The sequence below is a fragment of the Larkinella ripae genome (assembly GCF_054780775.1).
Genome location: NZ_BAAGVR010000001.1, coordinates 1005005 through 1024627, shown reverse-complemented (window position 1 = coordinate 1024627; position 19623 = coordinate 1005005). Strand labels below are relative to the sequence as shown.

The window sequence follows — 19623 nt, the reverse complement described above, 5'->3', positions numbered from 1 at the left end:
TTTCGCTGCGATTTAGGTACCTCAAACGTAGCAGCCCGAAGAGCAGATTGAAAACCAGGCAGCGTGAGCAGTATGGAATTTTGCGTGAACTGTCGAAATTCTGCGTGGAGCCTGCAAGCGGTCGCCTGCTTAACTCACGCGAAAAAACGACCTCTCCCTCAAAAGAATGGACGCTTCACTCAATGATGTACGGATAATTCATCTGTTTATCAGTATCTTGTCTCTCATTCATTACCCAATGCGGCTGCTCATTCTCCTGGCTCTGGCGCTCAACGAATCGGTCGATTTCGGGCCGGAGAAGGGATTGGTGCTGCGTGGTCAATGGCCCGGTGCCCACCTTGATCCTGGATCGTATGCGACGTTCTATAAAGATCTTTCGGGTGATCCGTTGCCTTTGAAAACCGTCTGTCGGCAACGCTTTAGACCCTTCAGCCAAAAGACGATGAGCAAACGGACTTCATTTGATCAATCCGTTGGACAGCACCCAGGCGCAGGTGGTGAATCTGGTGGGCGGTTTTGGCGATCCCGGCGGCACGCGGGTGATGCCGGGAATTCGTGTTTAGGTGGTTCATTGATAGAGCATCAACTCTATTTCGCAAACTCTACTGATTCGTACCATGAATAAGAAAATTGTTGCCAACATCACCGCTGAATCGCCCAATAAATGGGTGCGTGATGTAGCGATTGATCAGCCATCCAGCCTGACGAGCGCCCAGAAAACGGCTTATAGTACGAACGGCTTCAGGCCCTGTTCCAACCAATGATGCGCCTGGCGTTGATGCTGGTATGGCTGGCTGGTACGGTTGCGGCTCAGCTACCCAACGTGTCGTTCGAACACATCAGCGACCGGGAGGGGATGCCCAGCCGGTCGGTGCATAGTGCCGCCGAAGACAGCAGCGGTTTTATGTGGTTCGGGACGCGGAAAAGCCTTGCCCGCTACGATGGGTATACGTTTCAGTCCGTTTATAACGTAATGACCCACGGCCTGTCGGTTGCCCGGGACGGGACGGTGTACTGTTCCACCGATAATCAGGAGCTGGTGCGGGTCAATTCCCGTTCGCTGACCAGTCAGTCGCTGGCGGGCCAGGCCGATGGGGGAGCCTACAGCACCTTCGTCGATTCGTTCGGCAACGTCTGGTTTTCGGACCGGGTCAGCATCAACCGCTACGATCCGGCCACCGGCAAATTGCGCCGGTATCCCATGACCAAAACCACCTGGGTCTACCACAAGGGCAGCTTCGTCGAAGACAGCCAGCGTACCGTCTGGGTGCTGGGCATGGAAGTCGGTCTGTTCCGGTTTGATCGCAAAGCGGATCAGCTCGTTTGCCAGCTTGGCGAGGACTGCCCCCGGCCCCAGTCTGGACCGGCGCACATGGTATTCCGGAGGGGGTTTATCGACAAAAATGATCAAATCTGGATACCGTCTGACAAACAGGGATTACTGCGGTATGATACCCGCACCGGCCAGACGAAACACTACCCCTGCCCGAATGTCGTACTGCTAACGGTATGCGACGGAACGGACGAAACCGGAGCCCGTATGTTGTGGGTTGGTACGGATAAGGGTCTGGGAGTTTTCAGGCCCGAAACCGGGCAGTTTGCCTTTTACGACGCCCTGATTCCGCAGCCGTACGCTGTTCACGAGATTATGCGGAGTCCCCGCACCGGCATTTTGTGGGTCTGCACCTCGGAGGGACTGTTGAAATACGATCCGCACAACCAGTTTATCAAAACCAACCTCATTCCGGCCAAGGCGCAGGCGGTTAATGCCATCCTGATTGATAAATCGGACCCGACGGGGCAGACGGTCTGGCTGGCCGCGGCCTACCTGGGACTCTACCGCTGGAACCGCGCCACCAACCAGACGACGTTCTACCGGTTTCCGGCCAACAGCGACAATCTGGAGGCTAACTGGTTGGTTCAGGATAAGGACCATACGATCTGGGTGGGCTGCAACCAGTGGAAACACGGGCCGTCGGGCCATCCCGATCCGTCCGATAACCAGTTTGAGGGCATCTTTCGGTTCAACCCGAAAACCGGACGGTATTTGCCCACGCCTTTCACCCTGCACCACACCTTTTTTTCGGCTCCCTTTTATTCCCTCGGGATGCTCGACCGGAAAGGCCGTTTCTGGATCATCAACCATTACGAAAGTGTCCACGTCATCGATCCCAAAACGAACCGGGAATTCAGTTTATGGACGCCCCAGGCCCACGCGGATCTCTTTGCCGAAGGAAACTGGGTCATTGACGTGCTGGAAGACAGCCGGGGGCAGGTCTGGCTGACAACCTCGCGCGGCATTTTTCGATTCGATGAACCGGCCCGTACGTTTCGCTGGACAAAAACCGGCCCGGGTATGCTCGACATGGCCGAAGCGCCCGACGGTAATCTGTGGGCCGTTGGCTGGCCGGGTTTGATCAAGCTGAATAAAGACGGCACTATTCTGCGTACCTGGACGCCCAAAACCGGTCTGTATGATCCCGAATGCCGCCGGGTGCTGGTCGATGCCCAAAACCGGGTCTGGATTGGCACCTACGACGGGCTCCACCTGTTCGATGAGCGCAAAAACACCTTCCGGCGGTTTACCGTCAATGATGGACTGCTGTCGAACAACACCATGATGGGCTTATGCCTGACCAATCGAAATGAACTGCTGGTTGGGAATATGGGCGGCTGGAATACGCTGGACATGACCGCCCTCGCCCGTTCAGCCCTGATCAACCGCCTGCGCCTGACCGAGGTGCGAATCAACAACCAGTCTCAAACCGCCGACTGGACGAAACCGGTTGAACTGGGACCCGACGAAACCGCCGTGAGCTTTGATTTTTCGGCCCTGAATTACCGCAAGCCTACGGATAATCGCTACGCTTATTACCTGGAAGGACTCGAAAAAAACTGGATCGAAGCCGGACACACGCATAAGGCTTTCTACACCAACCTCGATCCCAAGGCCTACGTGTTTCACGCCCGGCTGGAGGGGCCATCCGGTAGTGAGCTGCGAATACCGTTTACCATTGCGCCGATTTACTACGAGACGGGGTGGTTCCGACTGCTCGTGTTACTCCTCAGCGCTGCCCTGCTGACGTTTATCTACCGGAGCCGGGTGTCCTACAAAATGGTAAAAGCCGAACTCCGGCTTGAGGAAGCCCTGCGGCAACAGAAAGAGGCTGAATACAACGAGGAAGTGGCGGCTTATCAGCTTAAACTCAGCGAAACCGAAATGGTGGCCCTGCGGTCGCAGATGAATCCGCACTTCATCTTCAACTGCCTCAACTCGATCAAACTCTACACCCTCGACAACGAAGCCGACAAAGCCTCCGATTACCTGACCAAGTTCTCCCGTCTGATTCGGCTGGTGCTGGAAAACTCGCGTTCCGAACTGGTGTCGCTGCAAAACGAGCTGGAAGCCCTGCAACTCTACATCGAACTGGAAGCCATGCGCTTTAAGCACAAACTTCAGTTCCGCATCCAGGTTTCGTCCGAGATCGACCAGCGGTTTATCTGCATTCCGCCTTTGCTGCTGCAGCCCTACGTGGAGAATGCCATCTGGCACGGGCTGATGCACAAACCCGAAGGCGGTACGGTGCGTATTGACGTCCGTCAGCCTCAGGATACCCTGCTGCACATCGAAATTACCGACGACGGCATTGGCCGCCGGCGGGCGGCCGAACTAAAAAGCAAATCGGCGGGCAAGCATAAATCATTCGGGATGCAGGTGACGGCCGACCGGATCAGGATGATCAATCAGCTCTATAACATTCATACCCAGACGCAGGTAGTGGATCTGGTGGACAGTTTTGGCGATCCCTGCGGCACGCGGGTAATTTTAGATATTCCGGTATGAAGAGCTTTCGTTATTTGATCCTGCTTATCTGCCTGTGGTGGATGCCAAGTCCACCGGCTTGTGCGCAGACCGACTCGGTGTTCAACATCAGCACGCTGCCTGCCCAGGGCGTTTTGCTGAACCAAGACTGGAAGTGGCAGGAAGGGGATAATCCGCACTGGGCAAAACCGGACTTCGACGACCGCCACTGGCCGCCAATCGACCCCACGAACGATATCATGGAACTACCGCAGGTTCGCAAAGCTAATCTTGGCTGGTTTCGCCTGCACTTTTCGCTGAGTGATTCCATTTCGCATCAGCTGGCTTTACGACTCTGGCAGATAGGCGCTTCCGAAATTTATCTGGACGGAAAGCTCATCCACCGGCTGGGCCAACTGACGAGTGACCCCCATACCGTAAAAGCCTTTAATCCCGCTGGAAAACCGCTTTCGTTCCCCATCAGTCCAGCCCCCCATCACGTGCTGGCGGTTCGGTACGCCCTACAGCCCGATCTGACGTATACCACCATTTTCCTCTACGAAAACCGGGCCTTCAAGGCCAGCCTCAATACGGTGGAGCGATCCGTTGACCAGTATCATCAGACCAACGATTTTGAACGGAGTAGTTTTCGGATTGGCGTTGTATTTATTCTGGCGATCCTGTACCTGGCTTTTTACCTGTTTTACCCGGTACGGTTGGTAAATTTGGCTATTTCGGTTTACGGCTTTCTCCAGACGTGCGTCTGGGCACTTGAACTCTACGTCCGTTCCCAACCCCGGGTTGACGTACAATACCCGTTGCATCTGGTTATGTTCAATCTGGCCGTATTCAATACGGTCCTGATTCTATGGGCTATCTACTCGCTCCTGGAACAGCCCAAAGGCTGGGGGTTTAAAACGCTGTTCCTTTTAGGGATTTTCTGCATGGCCACGGGTAGCTTCCTATACGGATGGGGCTGGATGATTTTTGCCATGTTCTATCTGAACGTAATGAATCTGGCGATCATGCGGGTCGCGATCCTATCAATTAAACAACAGCGAAAAGGAGCCTGGATTATTTTGGGTGGAAGTATGGGATTTCTGGTCTGCTGGGCGTTGTTTTATCTGGAATTGCTGGGATTCCTGCCTTCGCTTCCTATCGATGCCTTTAGTATCGCCCACCTGAGCATTCCCATTGCCGTAGCGCTGTACATGGGCTATGAGTCGGCCCTGACGCACCGGTCTTTGCACCACCAACTGACGGAGGTAGAACGGCTCTCTCAGGAGAAACAGCAACTGTTAGCGACGCAGAATGCCATGCTGGAACAGCAACTGGTGCAGCAAACCAACGAGGTCATCCTGGAACGGCAGCTCGAAGAGCAGCGCGTCAGTCAGCTTCGTTCCGATTTCGACCGCCGGGTCGCTGAGGCCGAAATGGCGGGACTACGTTCGCAGATGAACCCGCATTTTATTTTTAACTGCCTCAATTCCATTAAGTTGTATGCCATTGAAAATGAATCCGAAAAAGCATCGGAATTCCTGACCAAGTTCTCCCGTCTGATTCGAATGGTTCTCGAAAACTCCCAGTCCGAACGGGTGACGCTGCAAAACGAGATGGAAACCTTACAGCTCTACATGGAAATGGAGGCCATGCGCTTCAAGCAGAAACTGTCCTTCCGCATCGACGTAGCGCCGGATATTGACACGAAATTTCTGGAAATTCCTCCGCTCCTGATTCAGCCCTACGTGGAGAATGCCATCTGGCACGGGCTGATGCACAAATCCGAAGGCGGTACGGTTCAGATCGAGGCAACGCTACTGGAGGAGTCGCTGCTCCAGCTCACCATTACCGACGATGGAGTCGGGCGGGCGCGGGCGGCCGAACTGAAAAGCAAATCGGCCAGTCACCGGAAATCCTTTGGACTGAAAATGACATCGGAGCGGATCTCACTGATCAATCAGGTGTATCACAGTCATACGCAGGTGATTATTCATGATCTAATGGACAGTCATGGGCAACCCGTAGGAACTGAAGTCGTTTTACAAATACCGGTATGAAAGCACTCATCATCGACGACGAGCCCGATAATGTTCGGTTACTGGCTTTGCAACTGGCCCGGCATTGTCCGCAGGTTGACGTGATCGGCCAGTTTACCGATAGCATTGAAGGGCTGAAAGCCATTCAGACGCTCCGACCGGCGCTGGTTTTCCTGGATATTGAAATGCCCCTCATGAATGGGTTTCAACTGCTGGAAAAGGTCGGTGAGATTACGTTTCACATCGTGTTCGTCACGGCCTACGACCAGTACGCCGTGCGGGCCTTTCGGTTCAGTGCGCTGGATTACCTGCTCAAACCCATCGACACGGTCGACCTGATTGCCACCGTGCGCCGGGCCGAAACCACCGCCCGAATCAATCCCCAGCAACTGGATCTGATGCGGCAATACTATCCGTCCGGTGCAGCGGGGGCCAATACCGTCGTCAAAGGACGGATTGCGTTACCCCACGCCAGCGGGATGGTTTTTGTGGAAACAAAGCAGATCGTCTATTGCGAAGCCGACAGTAACTACACCCGGTTTTATCTGCTCAATGGCGACCAGTACGTGATTGCCAAAACCCTGGGGGATGTGCAGGAAGTGCTGGAAACGGGCGATTTTGTGCGGGTACACCGGCAGTATATTGTCAACCTGGAACACATTCAGAAACTGGTCAAAGGGGAGGGCACCTACCTGCTGATGAGCAATGGCGTCACCATACCGGTGGCCCGCCAGCAGAAAGACCGGCTGATGGAACGCTTTGGCTGGGTGTGAAACTGCCTTACTGGAAGACAGACACCTTTTTTTGAACGGCCGAAGTGCTTCCTGAGCACCTTCCCGACCGTTTTTACGGGCAGTTCTGGTGGTCAGGAAGCCTGGTGGCAGCCGCAGGAATTTGAATAGGAGGCTAGTTTACAACGTACTTGCTGACCACCACTCCGCACTCAAAAGCCGTTGATTTTTCCAGTCGCAACGGCAAATAGCCTTCAAGGTAGCTGAAAATGGGCATTCCCTGTCCAATCGCAACCGGGTTGATAAATAAGTGTAATTCGTCAATGAGCGAGGCTTTCAGGAGAGCAGCGACAAACTGCGCCCCGCCATAGACGATCAGATCTTTCCCCGGCTGGTTTTTGAGCCGGTTCACTTCCTGGGATAGATCGCCGTTAACTACCGCAACCGTATCCCATTTTGACTCCGTAAGCGTCCTGGAAACTACCACCTTCTGCATGGTTGTGATCGCCTTTGCAAACGGGTATTGGGGGTCGTCAGGGTCCTGGCCCATGGCCTGCCAATGAGTCAGAAAGTCGCCTTCGACAAATTTCCGGCTGAGCAGTATACAATCCGAAGAAGTCGTCAGCTCGATATGGTATTGCCGCAGGGCCTGATCCCAATTCCAGACCGGTGCCCAATTCCAAACCGCCCAGTCGGTTTTTCCCGCCGGGTCTGCGATAAAACCGTCGATCGTAATTTGCACCTCTAATTTCAACTTTCTCATACTGTTGATGGTTTGGTGCAAATAAATTAAAAATCAGTCGGTTAAAACAGAAACCGGAAAGAAGAGTACAGACCCGCGCCCGGTACGTACGGCAGGGAGCGGGTTCTGTCGATCCGCTCTTTTTAAAGAGTGTCCCACCAGTTCTTGACGGCCTGCGTATCGCCCCCAATATTGGCGACGGCTGCCGCACTTTTGGTCGCATTGCTGGCCCGGCTGCTGGCGGGGTATTTCAGGCGTGTGGGAACCTCCTTTACGTCCGGGTCCAGGCTGCCGGATGCCGGCGCAATGAACAGAGCTTCGCCGTTCGGTTTCTTGATATCCAGCCGCAACCGTTCCATCCAGCCCTGCAATCCCTGCATGTAGAGGGCCAGCCATTTCTGGGTGCCAATCACGTTTTTAAAATTCCCGGCTTTGTACGGAACGCCTTCCAGATACGTCGCAACGGCTTTCGAGTCCACGATTCCCCACTGGGCCATCGAAGCGGTTACGGCGGCTTTGTACAGGTCTTCGGCGGTTTCAGTACCTACGTTCATGCCCCGGGCTGCGGCTTCGGCTTTGGCAAAAGCAACTTCGGCGTACGTAATCAGGTAGCCTTTGGCCGTTCCGCTGTAGGCAACCACCCCCGGTTTTGATAAGCCGATCATGGTTGGCGAATTGGCTTCGGTGCCGTACACTTTGCCAATGTATTTGCCGTTGGTTTCGTCAGGACGCGCGAAGATGGGCAGGCGGGGATCGTTGACGGACCTCAGGTATTCGACCAGCGTGGACGTAACGGCAAACTCAACCAGGGGTCTTTCCACATCATTATACGGAAACCGGCTGGTTGTTGCCGACAGGTTATAGGGGAAAAAGGCATCCTGGCCAACGCTGGTAAACGTGTTCTTGGCCGCTTCTTCAATCACGGTTTTGGCTTCGGCGGGCTGGGCGTCGGCGGTTCTCAGGGCGATGCGGATGCGCAGGGCGTTGCCGATCCGGACCCACTGTTTCGCGTCCCCGTTGGCGATAATGTCGCCCCGAATAGCGCCGGATGGCGTGTTTTGCAGAATATCGACCTGCTTTTTCAACGAAGCCAGAATGCCGGCGTAGACGTCTTTGCCTTTGTCGAAAGCCGGCTGCGGAATGTTATCTCCCTGAAGCGCCTGTGAATATGGGATATCAACGTACACATCGGTCAGGACATGAAACATCCAGGCTTTCAGGATCTCGGCCACCGCCAGCGTGTGCGGATTGCTTTCCTGCGGATGCCGGTTGTAGTAATTCTGAATTTCCTGCAAATCCATCAGAGGGCCGGCATACAAACCGGTCCACAAACCGTCGTTGGTAAACAAGAACCGCCCGTCGGAGGTCTTATCGGTGCCCATCCAGTACTGCGAAAGTTCCATGCCGATCCGCCCGTTAAAATACGTATCGTACATCAGGTCCGACGCTCTTTTCTGGGCGTTTGCCAGCAGAAATTCCGGCTGGGTTTCGCTGGAGCGGGCCGGATCGGTATTGAGGGTCTCAAAATCCTTGCAGCTGGTGGCAGCCGTGAACAGGAGGACCAGCAGAAATAGGGTATTGAATTTCATAGTGGTAATGTTATGATTTGGTGCGCCCGAACCGGGTACGCCTTAAAAAGTCAGATTTAAATTGACACCGTAGCTCCGCACCGGTGGTAAAGCGCCCCCTTCAAAGCCAATCTGGTTGCTGATGGAATTGGTGATGTTGGCGGGGTCCACATTCGGGGCACTGCTTTTGATCAGCCAGAGGTTGCGGCCCGTCAGGGTCAGCCGCAACGCCTGCATTTTGATTTTCTGCGCCCAGGCATCCGGCAGGTTCCAGCCCAGCCGGACTTCCCGCAGGTAAATGAAGCTGCCGTCGTATAAATTGGCGCTGCTGATGCGGTTTCCACCGTCGGCGTTGAAGTGCGTGCGGGCCGTCACCACCACATCATTCGGAGTTCCGTCGGCTTTCACACCCGGATTGATCAGGCCGTTTTCACGAATTCCGTTTTCGGCGGTTTCTTTCAGCATCCCGGATTTGTAACCGTACAGGTTGGTGTACGAAAAGAAATCACCGCCTTTCTGGAAGTCCACAAGCGCCGACAGATAAAGCGCCCGGAAGTTAAACGTGTTGGAAAAACCGCCGATGAAATCCGGGTTGGCGTCGCCAATGATCACGGGCGCGGGTGTCACGTTGTACGTACCGTTGGCGCCGACCGTCTTGTTGCCGTTGGCATCGTACACAAAGTCGGTGCCCAGCATGGTGCCCAGCGACATGCCTTTTTGCGCCACCATCGACACTTTGTTGGTGCGCCGTTCCGTTCCGATGATAAACCGCTCGATGCCCTGGATATTGTCCGTGTTGAGGTCCAGTACGGTATTCTTGTTCTTCGAGAAGTTCACCGCAGCCCGCCAGGTGAAATTCCGGGTGCTGATGGGGGCCACCGAAAGGGACACTTCGATGCCTTTGTTCTGCACCGTACCGCCGTTGACAATCTTGGTGGAAAAACCGCTTTCGGCGGGTACCTGCACATCCCAGATCTGGTTTTTCGTCCGACGGTCGTAATAGGTGAAATTGACGCCCAGCAACTCATTGAAGAATTTGAAATCAAAACCGCCTTCGACCTCCGACGAAAGCTCCGGTTTCAACTTGCTGTTGAACAGCTTGTCGGACGTGCTTTGCAGCGGAAAGGTGCTGAACGGCGCGACGTAATCATAATACCGGGAAACGTTGTACGGAACCGCATCATTTCCGACCTGCGCATACGACAAACGGGCTTTGCCGAGGGTGAGCCAGTTGCTCTTGGGCAGCACATCCGAGAAGACGAACGAACCGGCGACGGAGGGATAAAAATAGGAGAAGTTGCCGGTCTGTTGCAGCGTCGAAGCCCAATCGTTCCGGCCGGTGGCCGTCAGATACAGAAACTTCTTGTAGCCCAGTGTGGCCGAAGCAAACAGGGAGTTGGTCTGGCGGTTGCCATACGCATTTGAAACCGTGGCGGGTGTTACGGAGTTTTGCAACACGTACACCAGCGGATTCTGAAGGCCCCCGTTTGTGGTTCCGGCGTCCACACTTGATTTGATGCTCAGGACGTTACCGCCAACGACACCCTCAAGACTCAACTTGGAATCCATGAAGGTTTTGTTGATGTTCAGCGTGGCCTGGTAGTTGGCTTCGTGGTTGATGGCTACGCGCTTGGCGTACGAACCGACGAAAAATCCTTTCGCACTCCGGACTTCATCGAGGTGATTCAGGTAATCGGAAAAGAAGCGCACGTCGGCCGAGATCCAGTCGGTAATTTTGTAGGTCAGACCGGCGTTTCCGAAATACCGGCTGTTCTGGTCGGTATTGAAACTTTCGTATTGATTCCAGTACGGATTTTGCGTGAAAGCCGGTTTCTGGATGTTCCAGGCGGTCCGGTTCCAGGACTGCTCGGTTCCGTCCGCGTACTTATACTCCTTCAGATACGCGTCGTCGATCTGCCGCTGCCCGTACATGACGTAAAACAGCATCGGGTTGTTGCCAAAAAAACCGGTACCGGGCCGCCCTTTGGAGCGGTCGTTGATGTAGTTGACGCCCCCGCTGAACGTGAACTTGTCGGTGAATTTGTAGACGGTATTCAGGCTGATAAAAAACCGGTTCAGGTGGCTGCCGGGGTAAATAAAGTTCTGGCTGGTGTTGCCCAGCGAAAACCGGATGGAGCCCTGATCGGTGCTGCTGGCGACCGACAGGTTATTTGAGAAGGTAAACCCGGTTTTGAAAAAATCCTTCGCGTTGTCGGGATGGGCGCTCCAGGGGGCGGTTTTTCCGAAGTTGGGATTGTTCCGGTCCTGATCCCACGACCAGTAATGCCGCACCAGCGTGCCATCCAGTTTGGGTCCCCACGATTCGTCCGTACCGTAGTCCGGAATCAGGTCGTATTTCCCTTTGCCGTCGTTATCGTCGTAGGTGCCCCCGCCCGGCAAAAAACCGCTGGGGTTCTGGTTGACGTATAATTTGGTAAACGCCGAACTGCCACCCCCGCCGTACGAGTTCTGAAGGTTGGGTAGGAGCGAAACCTGATCGGTCTGCATGTTGAGGTCGTAGTTGACCGAAATTTTGCCGGAGCCTTTCCCCGATTTGGTTGTAATGTAAATGACCCCGTTCTGGCCGCGGCTGCCGTACAGGGCGGTGGCTGCGGCCCCTTTCAGCACCGAAATATTTTCGATGTCGTTCGGGTTCATCAACTGGGCCGGATTGCCGTAATCGTAGCCTCCGCCCCCCGTGCCCTGCCCGCCGGTGGTTCCGTAGGAGTTCAGGTTCATGTTGGCCATGGGGACGCCATCGACGATAAACAGAGCGTTGTTGTTGCCGGAAATGGACTTTAAGCCGCGGATGGTGACCCGGGATGAGCCGCCCATCGAACCACTGTTGCCCCCAATCTGCACCCCCGCCAGTTTGCCCTGCAGCGAATTGATAAAATTGACTTCCCGGGCCTCCTGGATGGCTTTTCCATCGAGCTGCTGGACGGCATACCCCACATTGCGGGTGCTTTGCTGAACGCCCAAAGCGGTAACAACCACTTCGCTCAGACTTTTGACATCCGGCACTAATTTAATACTTACTTTGGTCATGGCCGGCGTAACGACCACTTCCTGGGTGATGAAGCCGATGGACGAGATGGCCAGGGTTTGATTGCCGGCCGAAACCGCGATGGAGAAGCGACCGTCACCGGCCGTATTGGTCCCAACGGTGGTGCCCTTCACAATAATGTTGGCACCGGGAACGGGGGCATTGGTTTCGTCGGTTACGGTGCCGGTGACCTGCCGGCCCTGAGCCTGGACCTCCAGGGTCCACATTGCTAGTCCGATAAGTACCAGAAAGCAGTTACGTAGTGTTTTTTGCATGGGTTAGGAATATAGAATGGCAAAATTTAATTGGTAATTATACAGAAAAAAATGAAAATATATCGTCTTTCGACTTATAACTTAATGGGTAGAATCGGGAAACTTTCGGAAGGTATCGAAATTAATCGGGGCCGGCTGAAAGGAACAGCAACATAAACGGCATCTAACCCCGACTGCCTGCCAGTTCAGGAGCCAGCGGGGGCGAATCCGTCAAATATAAAAAACCGGCCACCAAACCGGTCGATGCTCAAATGCCCGCAGAGGTATCCGGGTTGCTAAAAAAACCGGGTTTGGATTTTGTCCGTACCATTCGATAGCTTTCGAAAGATGACTAATACTTTCAAAACAATTCGTTTTGTTGCATCTTTGCGCCTATTCCCTTTGGAAAGATGCCTTTTACTTCGTTGCGTATGCCTGGCTTTTTAAAGACAGCCTGCGGACGGAAAACCGCTGGGTCGCTGGGATGCGTTAAAGTGTACCCTTTCCCGGATCCAAATGCCGGCGGGTTGACTATACTAGAGAAGCTAAACGAAATGACTACCCTCAAAATTCCGGCCTTGAATACACCTGCACTTTTTCAGAAAATTCGCCAAAGCCATCCTGGCCGCCGAATCACCCTTGGAGCGTCAAGCCCCGCCGGCCCGGTTTTACAGAGGGTCATTTTGACGGGGCGGTTCTTTTTTCTGGTTTGCTGCGGGCTGCTCATTCTGTCCCGGACCCAGGCGCAGGGCCCGGTTTCTCCGCCTTTATCCGCTAAAAACGGCGGGGCTGGTTCGGGTTTGCTGCCGCTGCCGCAGCAACTGAACCTGAGCGAGAAACGGTTCCCGATCGGTAAAAACTGGACGGTGGTTTCCGACCCCTCGTCCGTGCCGGGACCGATTGTGCTGGATTTGCAGCAGGAATTAAAAACCGCCGGTCTGTCTCTCAAGGTAGTTTCAATGAAACGGCAGGCCGAAAAACCGGGTACAAATAACCGGGCCGGCTCCGAGGGTATGCCCGGGGGGCCGACCCTTCGGCTGGTGGTTCAGGAGGGGGCCGTCGCCATTGGCGCCAGCGTTGATACCAACCGGGCCGCGCTGGCCCGCCAGGCTTACCGGCTGAGTTTAAAACCGGACCTGATCACGATTACGGCCAATGCGGCCCAGGGGTTGTATTACGGCACCCAGACTTTCTTGCAGTTGCTCCGGGCGCAGGCTCCTCAGCGGCAACTTCCGGAAGGCGAAATTACGGACTGGCCCAACGTGGAAGTTCGGATGATTTACTGGGACGATGCCCATCACCTGGAGAAACTGAGCGCCCTGAAGCGGATCATCCGGCAGGCATCCACGTATAAGATCAATGCTTTCGCCATCAAACTGGAAGGCCACTTCAACTACCGGTCGGCCCCCGCCATTGTCGAACCCTACGCCTTGTCCGCCCAGGAATACCAGGAGCTGACCGATTACGCGAAGGCCCATTACGTCGATCTGGTGCCCTTTCTCGACGCCCCGGCCCACGTATCCTTTATCCTGAAACATCCGGAATACCGTCAGCTGCGGCTGGTCGAAGACATCAACTACCAGTTCTCGGTCACCAATCCAGCTACGTTCAAACTGCTCGACGCGATGTTCACCGAGCTCATCAACGCCAGCAAGGGCAGTAAGTTTATTCTCCTGTCGACGGATGAGGCTTACTATACCGGCAAAGCGCCCTCCGAAAAACAGATGGCGGATAGCCTGGGCGGAAACGGACGATTACTGGCGTGGTTCATCAAAAAAATGGCCGATCGGCTGCATGAGCAGGGCCGTACGGTGCTGTTCTGGGGCGAATTTCCGTTGACGAAGGAGGATATCCCGTCGCTGCCCTCGCATCTGGTCAACGGCGTTTACAACAACATGGCCCCGGATTTCAAGAAGCACGGAATCCGGCAATTTGTGTATACGGCCACGCAGGGTGCGGAGCCTATTTTTCCGAACTATTACCCGCTGCATACCAAAACCGCCGTGATGGCCGACGGTAGTGATCGTTCGTCGGGGCGGGTCGCGGATATGATGAAGGAAATCAATACCGCCTTCGGTGAAAACCGGGCGTCTTTCATGGGGGTCGTGATTGCCGGCTGGGCCGATGCGGGCCTGCACCCCGAGACATTCTGGCTGGGCTATGCCACGGGCACGGCGGCTGGCTGGAACAGCAAAAAGCTGAGCCCTGCCGATGCCTCGGCCCGGTTTATGACTTCGTTTTACGGGCCATCCCAACAGGATATGGACACGGTTTACCGGATTCTCAGCGTACAGGCGGAGTTTCATACCGAAAGCTGGGACTGGATTGATTCCCCCTGGCGATCGCCAATCAAGGGTAACTCGGACAGTCTTTACCGGCAACCAAAACCGGAACGAGACCAGACGTTGCCGCTGTTGCCGGTGCCCGCTCCGGGTACCCTGGCCCTCGCCAGCAAGAAGTACCCGGTCAATGCCGAACGGCTGGCAACCGCCAAATCGTTTCTTCCCCGGTATGAACACGCGCTTCAGCTGCTGCGGGCCAATAAATCACGCACTAAAAAAACGCAGCTTTACAACCTGGAAGTGCTGGAATCGGTGGCGGCCCTCTGCGGACAGAATCTGCGAATGCTGGTGGCGTTGAATAGGGTTGCGGACCGGCTGCAGGCAGCTTCGTCGGCGGCAGCGGCCAATCCGGCGGGGGCAATCCGGCAACTGGATGCGGCCCTGGACATGGTCAGGCAGTTGAAAACCCAGCGCGACAGTACGCTTGAACGGGTAACGAAGGTCTGGTCAAACGAATGGCATCCGCTGGTTGAAAAAGCCAATGGCCGGACGTTTCTGCATCAGGTCGACGATATCAAGGACCACCAGCCGGTGCGTACTACCGACCTTAGCTACCTGATTTACCGGGAGTTGCATTACCCCCTGGAACAGTGGTGGAACGATGTGCAGAAGGTACGGAACGAGTATGCGCAGCGCCACCAGTTACCCTTGCTACAGAAACAACTGAACTGGCAGCAGTACAAGCAGTGAGCCGGTTTTTAGTGGTTACACGATGATCACCTTGATGCCGGCGGTTTCCAGCCTTCTTTTGTCCGAATCCGGGATTCCCGAATCGGTAATGACGATGTGGACCGCCGTAATGGGCGCGATGAAGGCGAAACTGCGTTTGTGAAACTTACTGGAATCGGTCACCACGATGACCTGCCGCGCATTGGCAATCATGATGCGGTTCAGGTGGGCTTCCTCCACATTGGGCGTGGAAAGTCCGTGCGTGCTGCTGAAGCCGTCGACCGCCAGAAACAGTTTGTCGCAGAAATAATTCCGGAAGCTTTCTTCGGCCGTGGCTCCCACGAGCGACAAGGAATTTTTACGCAGAAAACCGCCCGGCACAATCACATTGACGTGTTCGTGTTCGGCCAGCCGGTTGGCGATGTTCAGGGCGTTGGTAATAACGGTCAGTGATACGGTGTCCGAAAGGTGGTTGTTAATCTCCAGGGTTGTTGTTCCCGAATCCAGAATAATGGTATCGCCGTTCTCGATCAGGGCGGCTGCGGCTTTGCCGATCCGCAGTTTCTCCTGGTAATGTAGTTTGTTTTTTTCCGTCAGTGAAATCTCTTCGCCCACCCGCTCCGCCTTGATCGCGCCCCCCCGGGCCCGGATCAGCATATTTTTTTTCTCAAGCCAGTTGAGGTCGTTGCGGATGGTGACTTCGCTAACCTCCAATTGCGTGCTCAGCGACGTCACATTAAGCTGACCTTCCGCATTCAGGATGTCAAGGATCTGGGTGCGTCGTTCAACGGTTGACGTACTTTTTTTGAGTTTCATGCGGATACCCGTGATGTTGATCGTAATAGAGATAAGAAAGCATTTCCTGAAGCAGCGATCTCAAAAATAGTCAAATTTACTTTATCGCCACGTTTTGAAACGTTTAGCTTCTGCAACCGCTTTCTTGTTTCGTTCTGCAAATCACCGGTATTGTTCTGGATACTAAACCGTAGGACTTACCAAAAAAAGAATTAATTATCCGTTCACGCTGGCTTTCTACTCATTAAAAACTTCAAAAAGCTGCTATTACCTTTCTTTTCTCATTGAAATATTGTTTTTTCTTACGAAAAAGATTTTAATAAGGATAAAAACCTTATATTTGTTTCGATACCTTTCGATAAGATCATCACTAGCCCTTTTACCTTCTTTAACTTATGAGAAAAAAAATGTTTACCGAAGGTTATACGTGTTTCCGAAATGGGTGCCCGGTGCCCGTCGGGATGCTCTTCGTCGCGCTATTTCTGCTTTCCCTTGGTCTCAACGGGCAGGCTCAGACGGCTGGTCGGGCGAATCTGATAAGTGTTAGTGGTCAGGTTACCGAAAAAGCGACCAGTCAGCCGCTGGTCGGCGTATCCATTCGGGTTAAGGGCGGCACGACCGGTGCGGTTTCCGATGCGACTGGTTCCTACACCATTCAGGTGCCCGGCAACGGTAGCCTTCTGTTTACGTATATAGGCTATAGTGATGTGGAGGAACCGGTCAGAAACCGGACGGCTATTTCACCCCAGCTCGAAAGTGGCGATAGAACGCTGAACGAAGTCGTTATTGTAGGCTACGGAACCCAGTCAAAACGGGATGTGACCGGTTCGGTGACGTCGGTAAATGCCCGGCAATTGCAGGATCGGGCGGTGGTGTCGTTCAGTGAAGCGCTGACCGGCCAGATGGCGGGTGTGCAGGTCCAGCAGACCTCAACCGCGCCGGGTGGGGGCATTTCGCTAAAGATCCGGGGCACCGGTTCCATTACGGCGGGCAACCAGCCCCTGTATGTGGTCGATGGCGTTCCGCTCGACAACTCCATCAGTAATGCGGCCGCCCAGGGGGGCGATATCGGGGATCAGTCGCCGGTGAACCCGCTGGCCAGCATCAATCCCGGTGACATTCAGTCGATTGATGTACTCAAAGATGCCGCGGCTACCTCAATTTATGGCTCCCGCGGTTCCAACGGCGTGGTGCTGATCACCACCAAGCAGGGAGCCGCCGGCAAGTCGCAGATCAGCCTCAACGTCAGTTACGGTTTTCAGGAAATTGCCAAAAAGGTAGGCATCATGACTAACCAGGAATACGCGCAGCGGCAGATCGACCTGCGAAATACGGACTGGGTGCGCGCGGGCGGGAAAGCCAGTGATCCCAACTCGGTGCGCAGCAGCCCGGCCTACAAGATTCCGGAAGAATTCAAGAACGCAGCGTCCCTGCCGTTTACGGACTGGCAGGATCTGCTGTATCGGCAGGCTCCGATCCAAAACTACCAGTTGTCGGCTTCCGGCGGAACGGAGAACGCCCGGTATTACCTGTCGGGTAACTACCAGAATCAGGAAGGGATTGTGATCAATTCCGGTTTTAAAAAATACGCGTTCCGGTTGAACGTGGATGCGAACGTATCGGACCGGATCAAAGTCGGTTTCCGGATTTCACCCTCCTACACGAATAACCGCATCGCAACGACCGGAGGCATATCCGACTACGGCGCGGTAGCCACCACCGTCATGTCGACCCCGGGTTTGTATCCCGCCCGGAATGCCGACGGCACTTACGCAACATCCTATACGCTGAATTACGACGACGGCACCACCCAGAACATCATTTACAACAACGCACTGGCTTTTGGGGAGGGCATTCAGAACACCATGAACCAGTTCAGCACCGTCGGCAGCCTGTTCACCACCGTGGATGTACTGAAAAATCTTCAGTTCAAAACCAGTATCAATGCAGACGTCAACACGTTCAATAATAATAAATTCTCACCTTCCTTCATCAGTGTCAATCCGTCGTACGGTCGGTCGTACTCGGCCACCAATGTGAGCTGGATCAACGAGAACACCCTGACCTACGACAACACGTTTGCCGAACGGCATACCCTCAATGTACTGGCCGGGCTGACCGAACAGAAATCAACCTTCAACTCAACCGCCGTCAACGCCAATGCCTTCCCGAACGATCTGGTGCCGACGCTCAATGCCGGTATCGTGACGGGGGGAAGCTCGCTCCGTTCCCAGTGGACGCTGCTTTCCCTGTTAAGCCGGGTGACGTACAATTTTGACCAGAAGTATTTTTTGACGGCCACGTTCCGGCGCGACGGTTCGTCCCGTTTTGGGTCGGATAACAAATGGGGGAACTTCCCCTCGGCTTCGCTCGGCTGGCGGATCAGCCAGGAAAAATTTATGGCTGATGTAGCCGCCGTGAGCGAGTTGAAGGTGCGGGCCAGTTATGGCCTGGTCGGCAACAACCAGATTCCCGACTATGCTTCGGTCGGATTGATTTACGGCAGCAATTATATTTTCGGCTCCGGCGACGGGGCGATTACCAGTGGACTGGCCCAGGGGTCGCTGGGGAATCCCATTCTGGGCTGGGAGAAGGCCAAAGCCGTGGATCTGGGGCTGGACCTCGGACTTTTTCAAAACCGGATTTTTCTGAATGTCGATTACTACAACAAGTTGACCTCCGACCTGCTGCTCAATGTGCCGGTGCCGCTTTCCACCGGCTACGAAACGGCATTGCGCAACCTGGGAAGTCTCCGCAACAAGGGACTCGAAATTGCCCTGGAAACCCGGAATTTCAAGACAACGAACTTCACCTGGACCACCAACGCCAACATCTCTTTTAACCGAAACCGGGTTGAAACGCTGGGGGCCGGTGGCACGCCAATTATCGTGGCCAACCGGGCGCAGGAGAACTCGCTGACCCACATCACCCAGATCGGCAGTCCCCTGGGAAGCTATTACGGCTACATCTTCGATGGGGTCTATAAAACGCAGGCCGAATTGGACGGTTCGGCCCATTTGCCGAACACCTACGTGGGCGATGCGCGGTTCCGGGATCTCAACAACGATGGCGTAATCAATGACCTCGACAAGACCATCATCGGGAATAACCTGCCCAAATTCACCTACGGTCTGACGAATAGCTTCACCTACGGAAATTTCGACCTGGGGGTTTTGCTGCAGGGTGTTCAGGATGTAGAGGTGATTAACCTCGTAAAACGCAGTAACTACCGAAACAACGGGTCGGATTTCAACAATTACTGGCGGTCGCCCGAACAGCCGGGGGATGGCAAAACATTCGGCCCGGGCAGCTCGGCGAACAACCGGACGATCTCGTCCTGGCTGGTTGAGGATGCCTCCTTCCTGCGCGTCAAAAACATTACCCTGGGCTACCGGTTTGGCAAGGTGCTCAACGGGACCTTTTTCCGAAGTGCCAGGGCGTACGTAAACATCCAGAACCTGTATACCTTCACCAACTACACCGGCTACAATCCGGAGGTGAACACCACCGAAGGGGACCCCTGGATCTCGTCGGCACTCGCTCCCGGCATCGACTATGGTACGTACCCGATGGCAAGAACCTTTGTAGTTGGCCTCAACCTCGGTTTCTGATCCACCAAAATTCCGATCAACCCCTAA

10 protein-coding genes are annotated in these 19623 nt (G+C 54.5%); 6 read left to right on the top strand and 4 right to left on the bottom strand.

What is annotated here, in order from left to right:
* The first annotated feature begins 617 nt into the window (after nucleotides 1-617).
* From ACYVHX_RS04085 to ACYVHX_RS04070, 4 genes are read left to right on the top strand one after another with little or no spacing between them, the layout of a single operon-like run.
* The gene (locus tag ACYVHX_RS04085) at nucleotides 618-764 is read left to right on the top strand and encodes a hypothetical protein (RefSeq protein WP_460670320.1); all 147 of its coding nucleotides are present in this window, start codon (nucleotides 618-620) and stop codon (nucleotides 762-764) included.
* Nucleotides 761-3844: a histidine kinase gene (locus ACYVHX_RS04080; RefSeq protein ID WP_460670319.1), complete on the top strand. Its 3084-nt coding sequence runs from the start codon at nucleotides 761-763 to the stop codon at nucleotides 3842-3844. The genes ACYVHX_RS04085 and ACYVHX_RS04080 overlap by 4 nt, the downstream gene beginning before the upstream one ends.
* Nucleotides 3841-5859 carry a histidine kinase gene (locus ACYVHX_RS04075; RefSeq protein WP_460670318.1) on the top strand — a complete coding sequence of 673 codons (2019 nt, stop codon included), beginning with the start codon at nucleotides 3841-3843 and terminating at the stop codon, nucleotides 5857-5859. Before ACYVHX_RS04080 ends, ACYVHX_RS04075 begins: the two co-directional genes overlap by 4 nt.
* Nucleotides 5856-6611 (top strand): LytR/AlgR family response regulator transcription factor, encoded by a 756-nt coding sequence (locus ACYVHX_RS04070; protein WP_460670317.1) that lies wholly within the window; start codon nucleotides 5856-5858, stop codon nucleotides 6609-6611. The genes ACYVHX_RS04075 and ACYVHX_RS04070 overlap by 4 nt, the downstream gene beginning before the upstream one ends.
* 133 nt (nucleotides 6612-6744) lie before the next feature.
* Here ACYVHX_RS04070 and ACYVHX_RS04065 read toward each other — a convergent pair whose 3' ends face one another.
* The 3 genes from ACYVHX_RS04065 to ACYVHX_RS04055 form a co-directional block, all read right to left on the bottom strand.
* Nucleotides 6745-7332 (bottom strand): dihydrofolate reductase family protein, encoded by a 588-nt coding sequence (locus tag ACYVHX_RS04065; protein ID WP_460670316.1) that lies wholly within the window; start codon nucleotides 7330-7332, stop codon nucleotides 6745-6747.
* A gap of 122 nt (nucleotides 7333-7454) precedes the next feature.
* The gene (locus ACYVHX_RS04060) at nucleotides 7455-8900 is read right to left on the bottom strand and encodes a SusD/RagB family nutrient-binding outer membrane lipoprotein (protein ID WP_460670315.1); all 1446 of its coding nucleotides are present in this window, start codon (nucleotides 8898-8900) and stop codon (nucleotides 7455-7457) included.
* 42 nt (nucleotides 8901-8942) lie between these two features.
* Nucleotides 8943-12200: a SusC/RagA family TonB-linked outer membrane protein gene (locus tag ACYVHX_RS04055; RefSeq protein WP_460670314.1), complete on the bottom strand. Its 3258-nt coding sequence runs from the start codon at nucleotides 12198-12200 to the stop codon at nucleotides 8943-8945.
* A 533-nt stretch (nucleotides 12201-12733) separates the two neighbouring features.
* On the opposite strand from ACYVHX_RS04055, the gene ACYVHX_RS04050 reads away from it, so the two are divergent.
* A complete protein-coding gene (locus ACYVHX_RS04050) occupies nucleotides 12734-15211 on the top strand; it encodes a glycoside hydrolase family 20 zincin-like fold domain-containing protein (RefSeq protein WP_460670313.1) in 2478 nt (825 codons plus the stop codon).
* Between the two features lie 15 nt (nucleotides 15212-15226).
* Here the strand turns inward: ACYVHX_RS04050 and agaR are convergent, their stop codons facing one another.
* Nucleotides 15227-16006 (bottom strand): transcriptional repressor AgaR, encoded by a 780-nt coding sequence (gene agaR / locus ACYVHX_RS04045; protein ID WP_460670312.1) that lies wholly within the window; start codon nucleotides 16004-16006, stop codon nucleotides 15227-15229.
* Between the two features lie 374 nt (nucleotides 16007-16380).
* Here agaR and ACYVHX_RS04040 point away from each other — a divergent pair, with 374 nt between their 5' ends.
* Nucleotides 16381-19596 (top strand): SusC/RagA family TonB-linked outer membrane protein, encoded by a 3216-nt coding sequence (locus tag ACYVHX_RS04040; protein ID WP_460670311.1) that lies wholly within the window; start codon nucleotides 16381-16383, stop codon nucleotides 19594-19596.
* Nucleotides 19597-19623 lie beyond the last annotated feature (27 nt).

Bases quoted from the DNA above. Each gene is read 5' to 3' on its own strand.
- ACYVHX_RS04085 (WP_460670320.1), top strand. From the start codon at position 618: ATGAATAAGAAAATTGTTGCCAACATCACCGCTGAATCGCCCAATAAA.
- ACYVHX_RS04080 (WP_460670319.1), top strand. From the start codon at position 761: ATGATGCGCCTGGCGTTGATGCTGGTATGGCTGGCTGGTACGGTTGCG.
- ACYVHX_RS04075 (WP_460670318.1), top strand. From the start codon at position 3,841: ATGAAGAGCTTTCGTTATTTGATCCTGCTTATCTGCCTGTGGTGGATG.
- ACYVHX_RS04070 (WP_460670317.1), top strand. From the start codon at position 5,856: ATGAAAGCACTCATCATCGACGACGAGCCCGATAATGTTCGGTTACTG.
- ACYVHX_RS04065 (WP_460670316.1), bottom strand. From the start codon at position 7,332: ATGAGAAAGTTGAAATTAGAGGTGCAAATTACGATCGACGGTTTTATC.
- ACYVHX_RS04060 (WP_460670315.1), bottom strand. From the start codon at position 8,900: ATGAAATTCAATACCCTATTTCTGCTGGTCCTCCTGTTCACGGCTGCC.
- ACYVHX_RS04055 (WP_460670314.1), bottom strand. From the start codon at position 12,200: ATGCAAAAAACACTACGTAACTGCTTTCTGGTACTTATCGGACTAGCA.
- ACYVHX_RS04050 (WP_460670313.1), top strand. From the start codon at position 12,734: ATGACTACCCTCAAAATTCCGGCCTTGAATACACCTGCACTTTTTCAG.
- agaR (WP_460670312.1), bottom strand. From the start codon at position 16,006: ATGAAACTCAAAAAAAGTACGTCAACCGTTGAACGACGCACCCAGATC.
- ACYVHX_RS04040 (WP_460670311.1), top strand. From the start codon at position 16,381: ATGAGAAAAAAAATGTTTACCGAAGGTTATACGTGTTTCCGAAATGGG.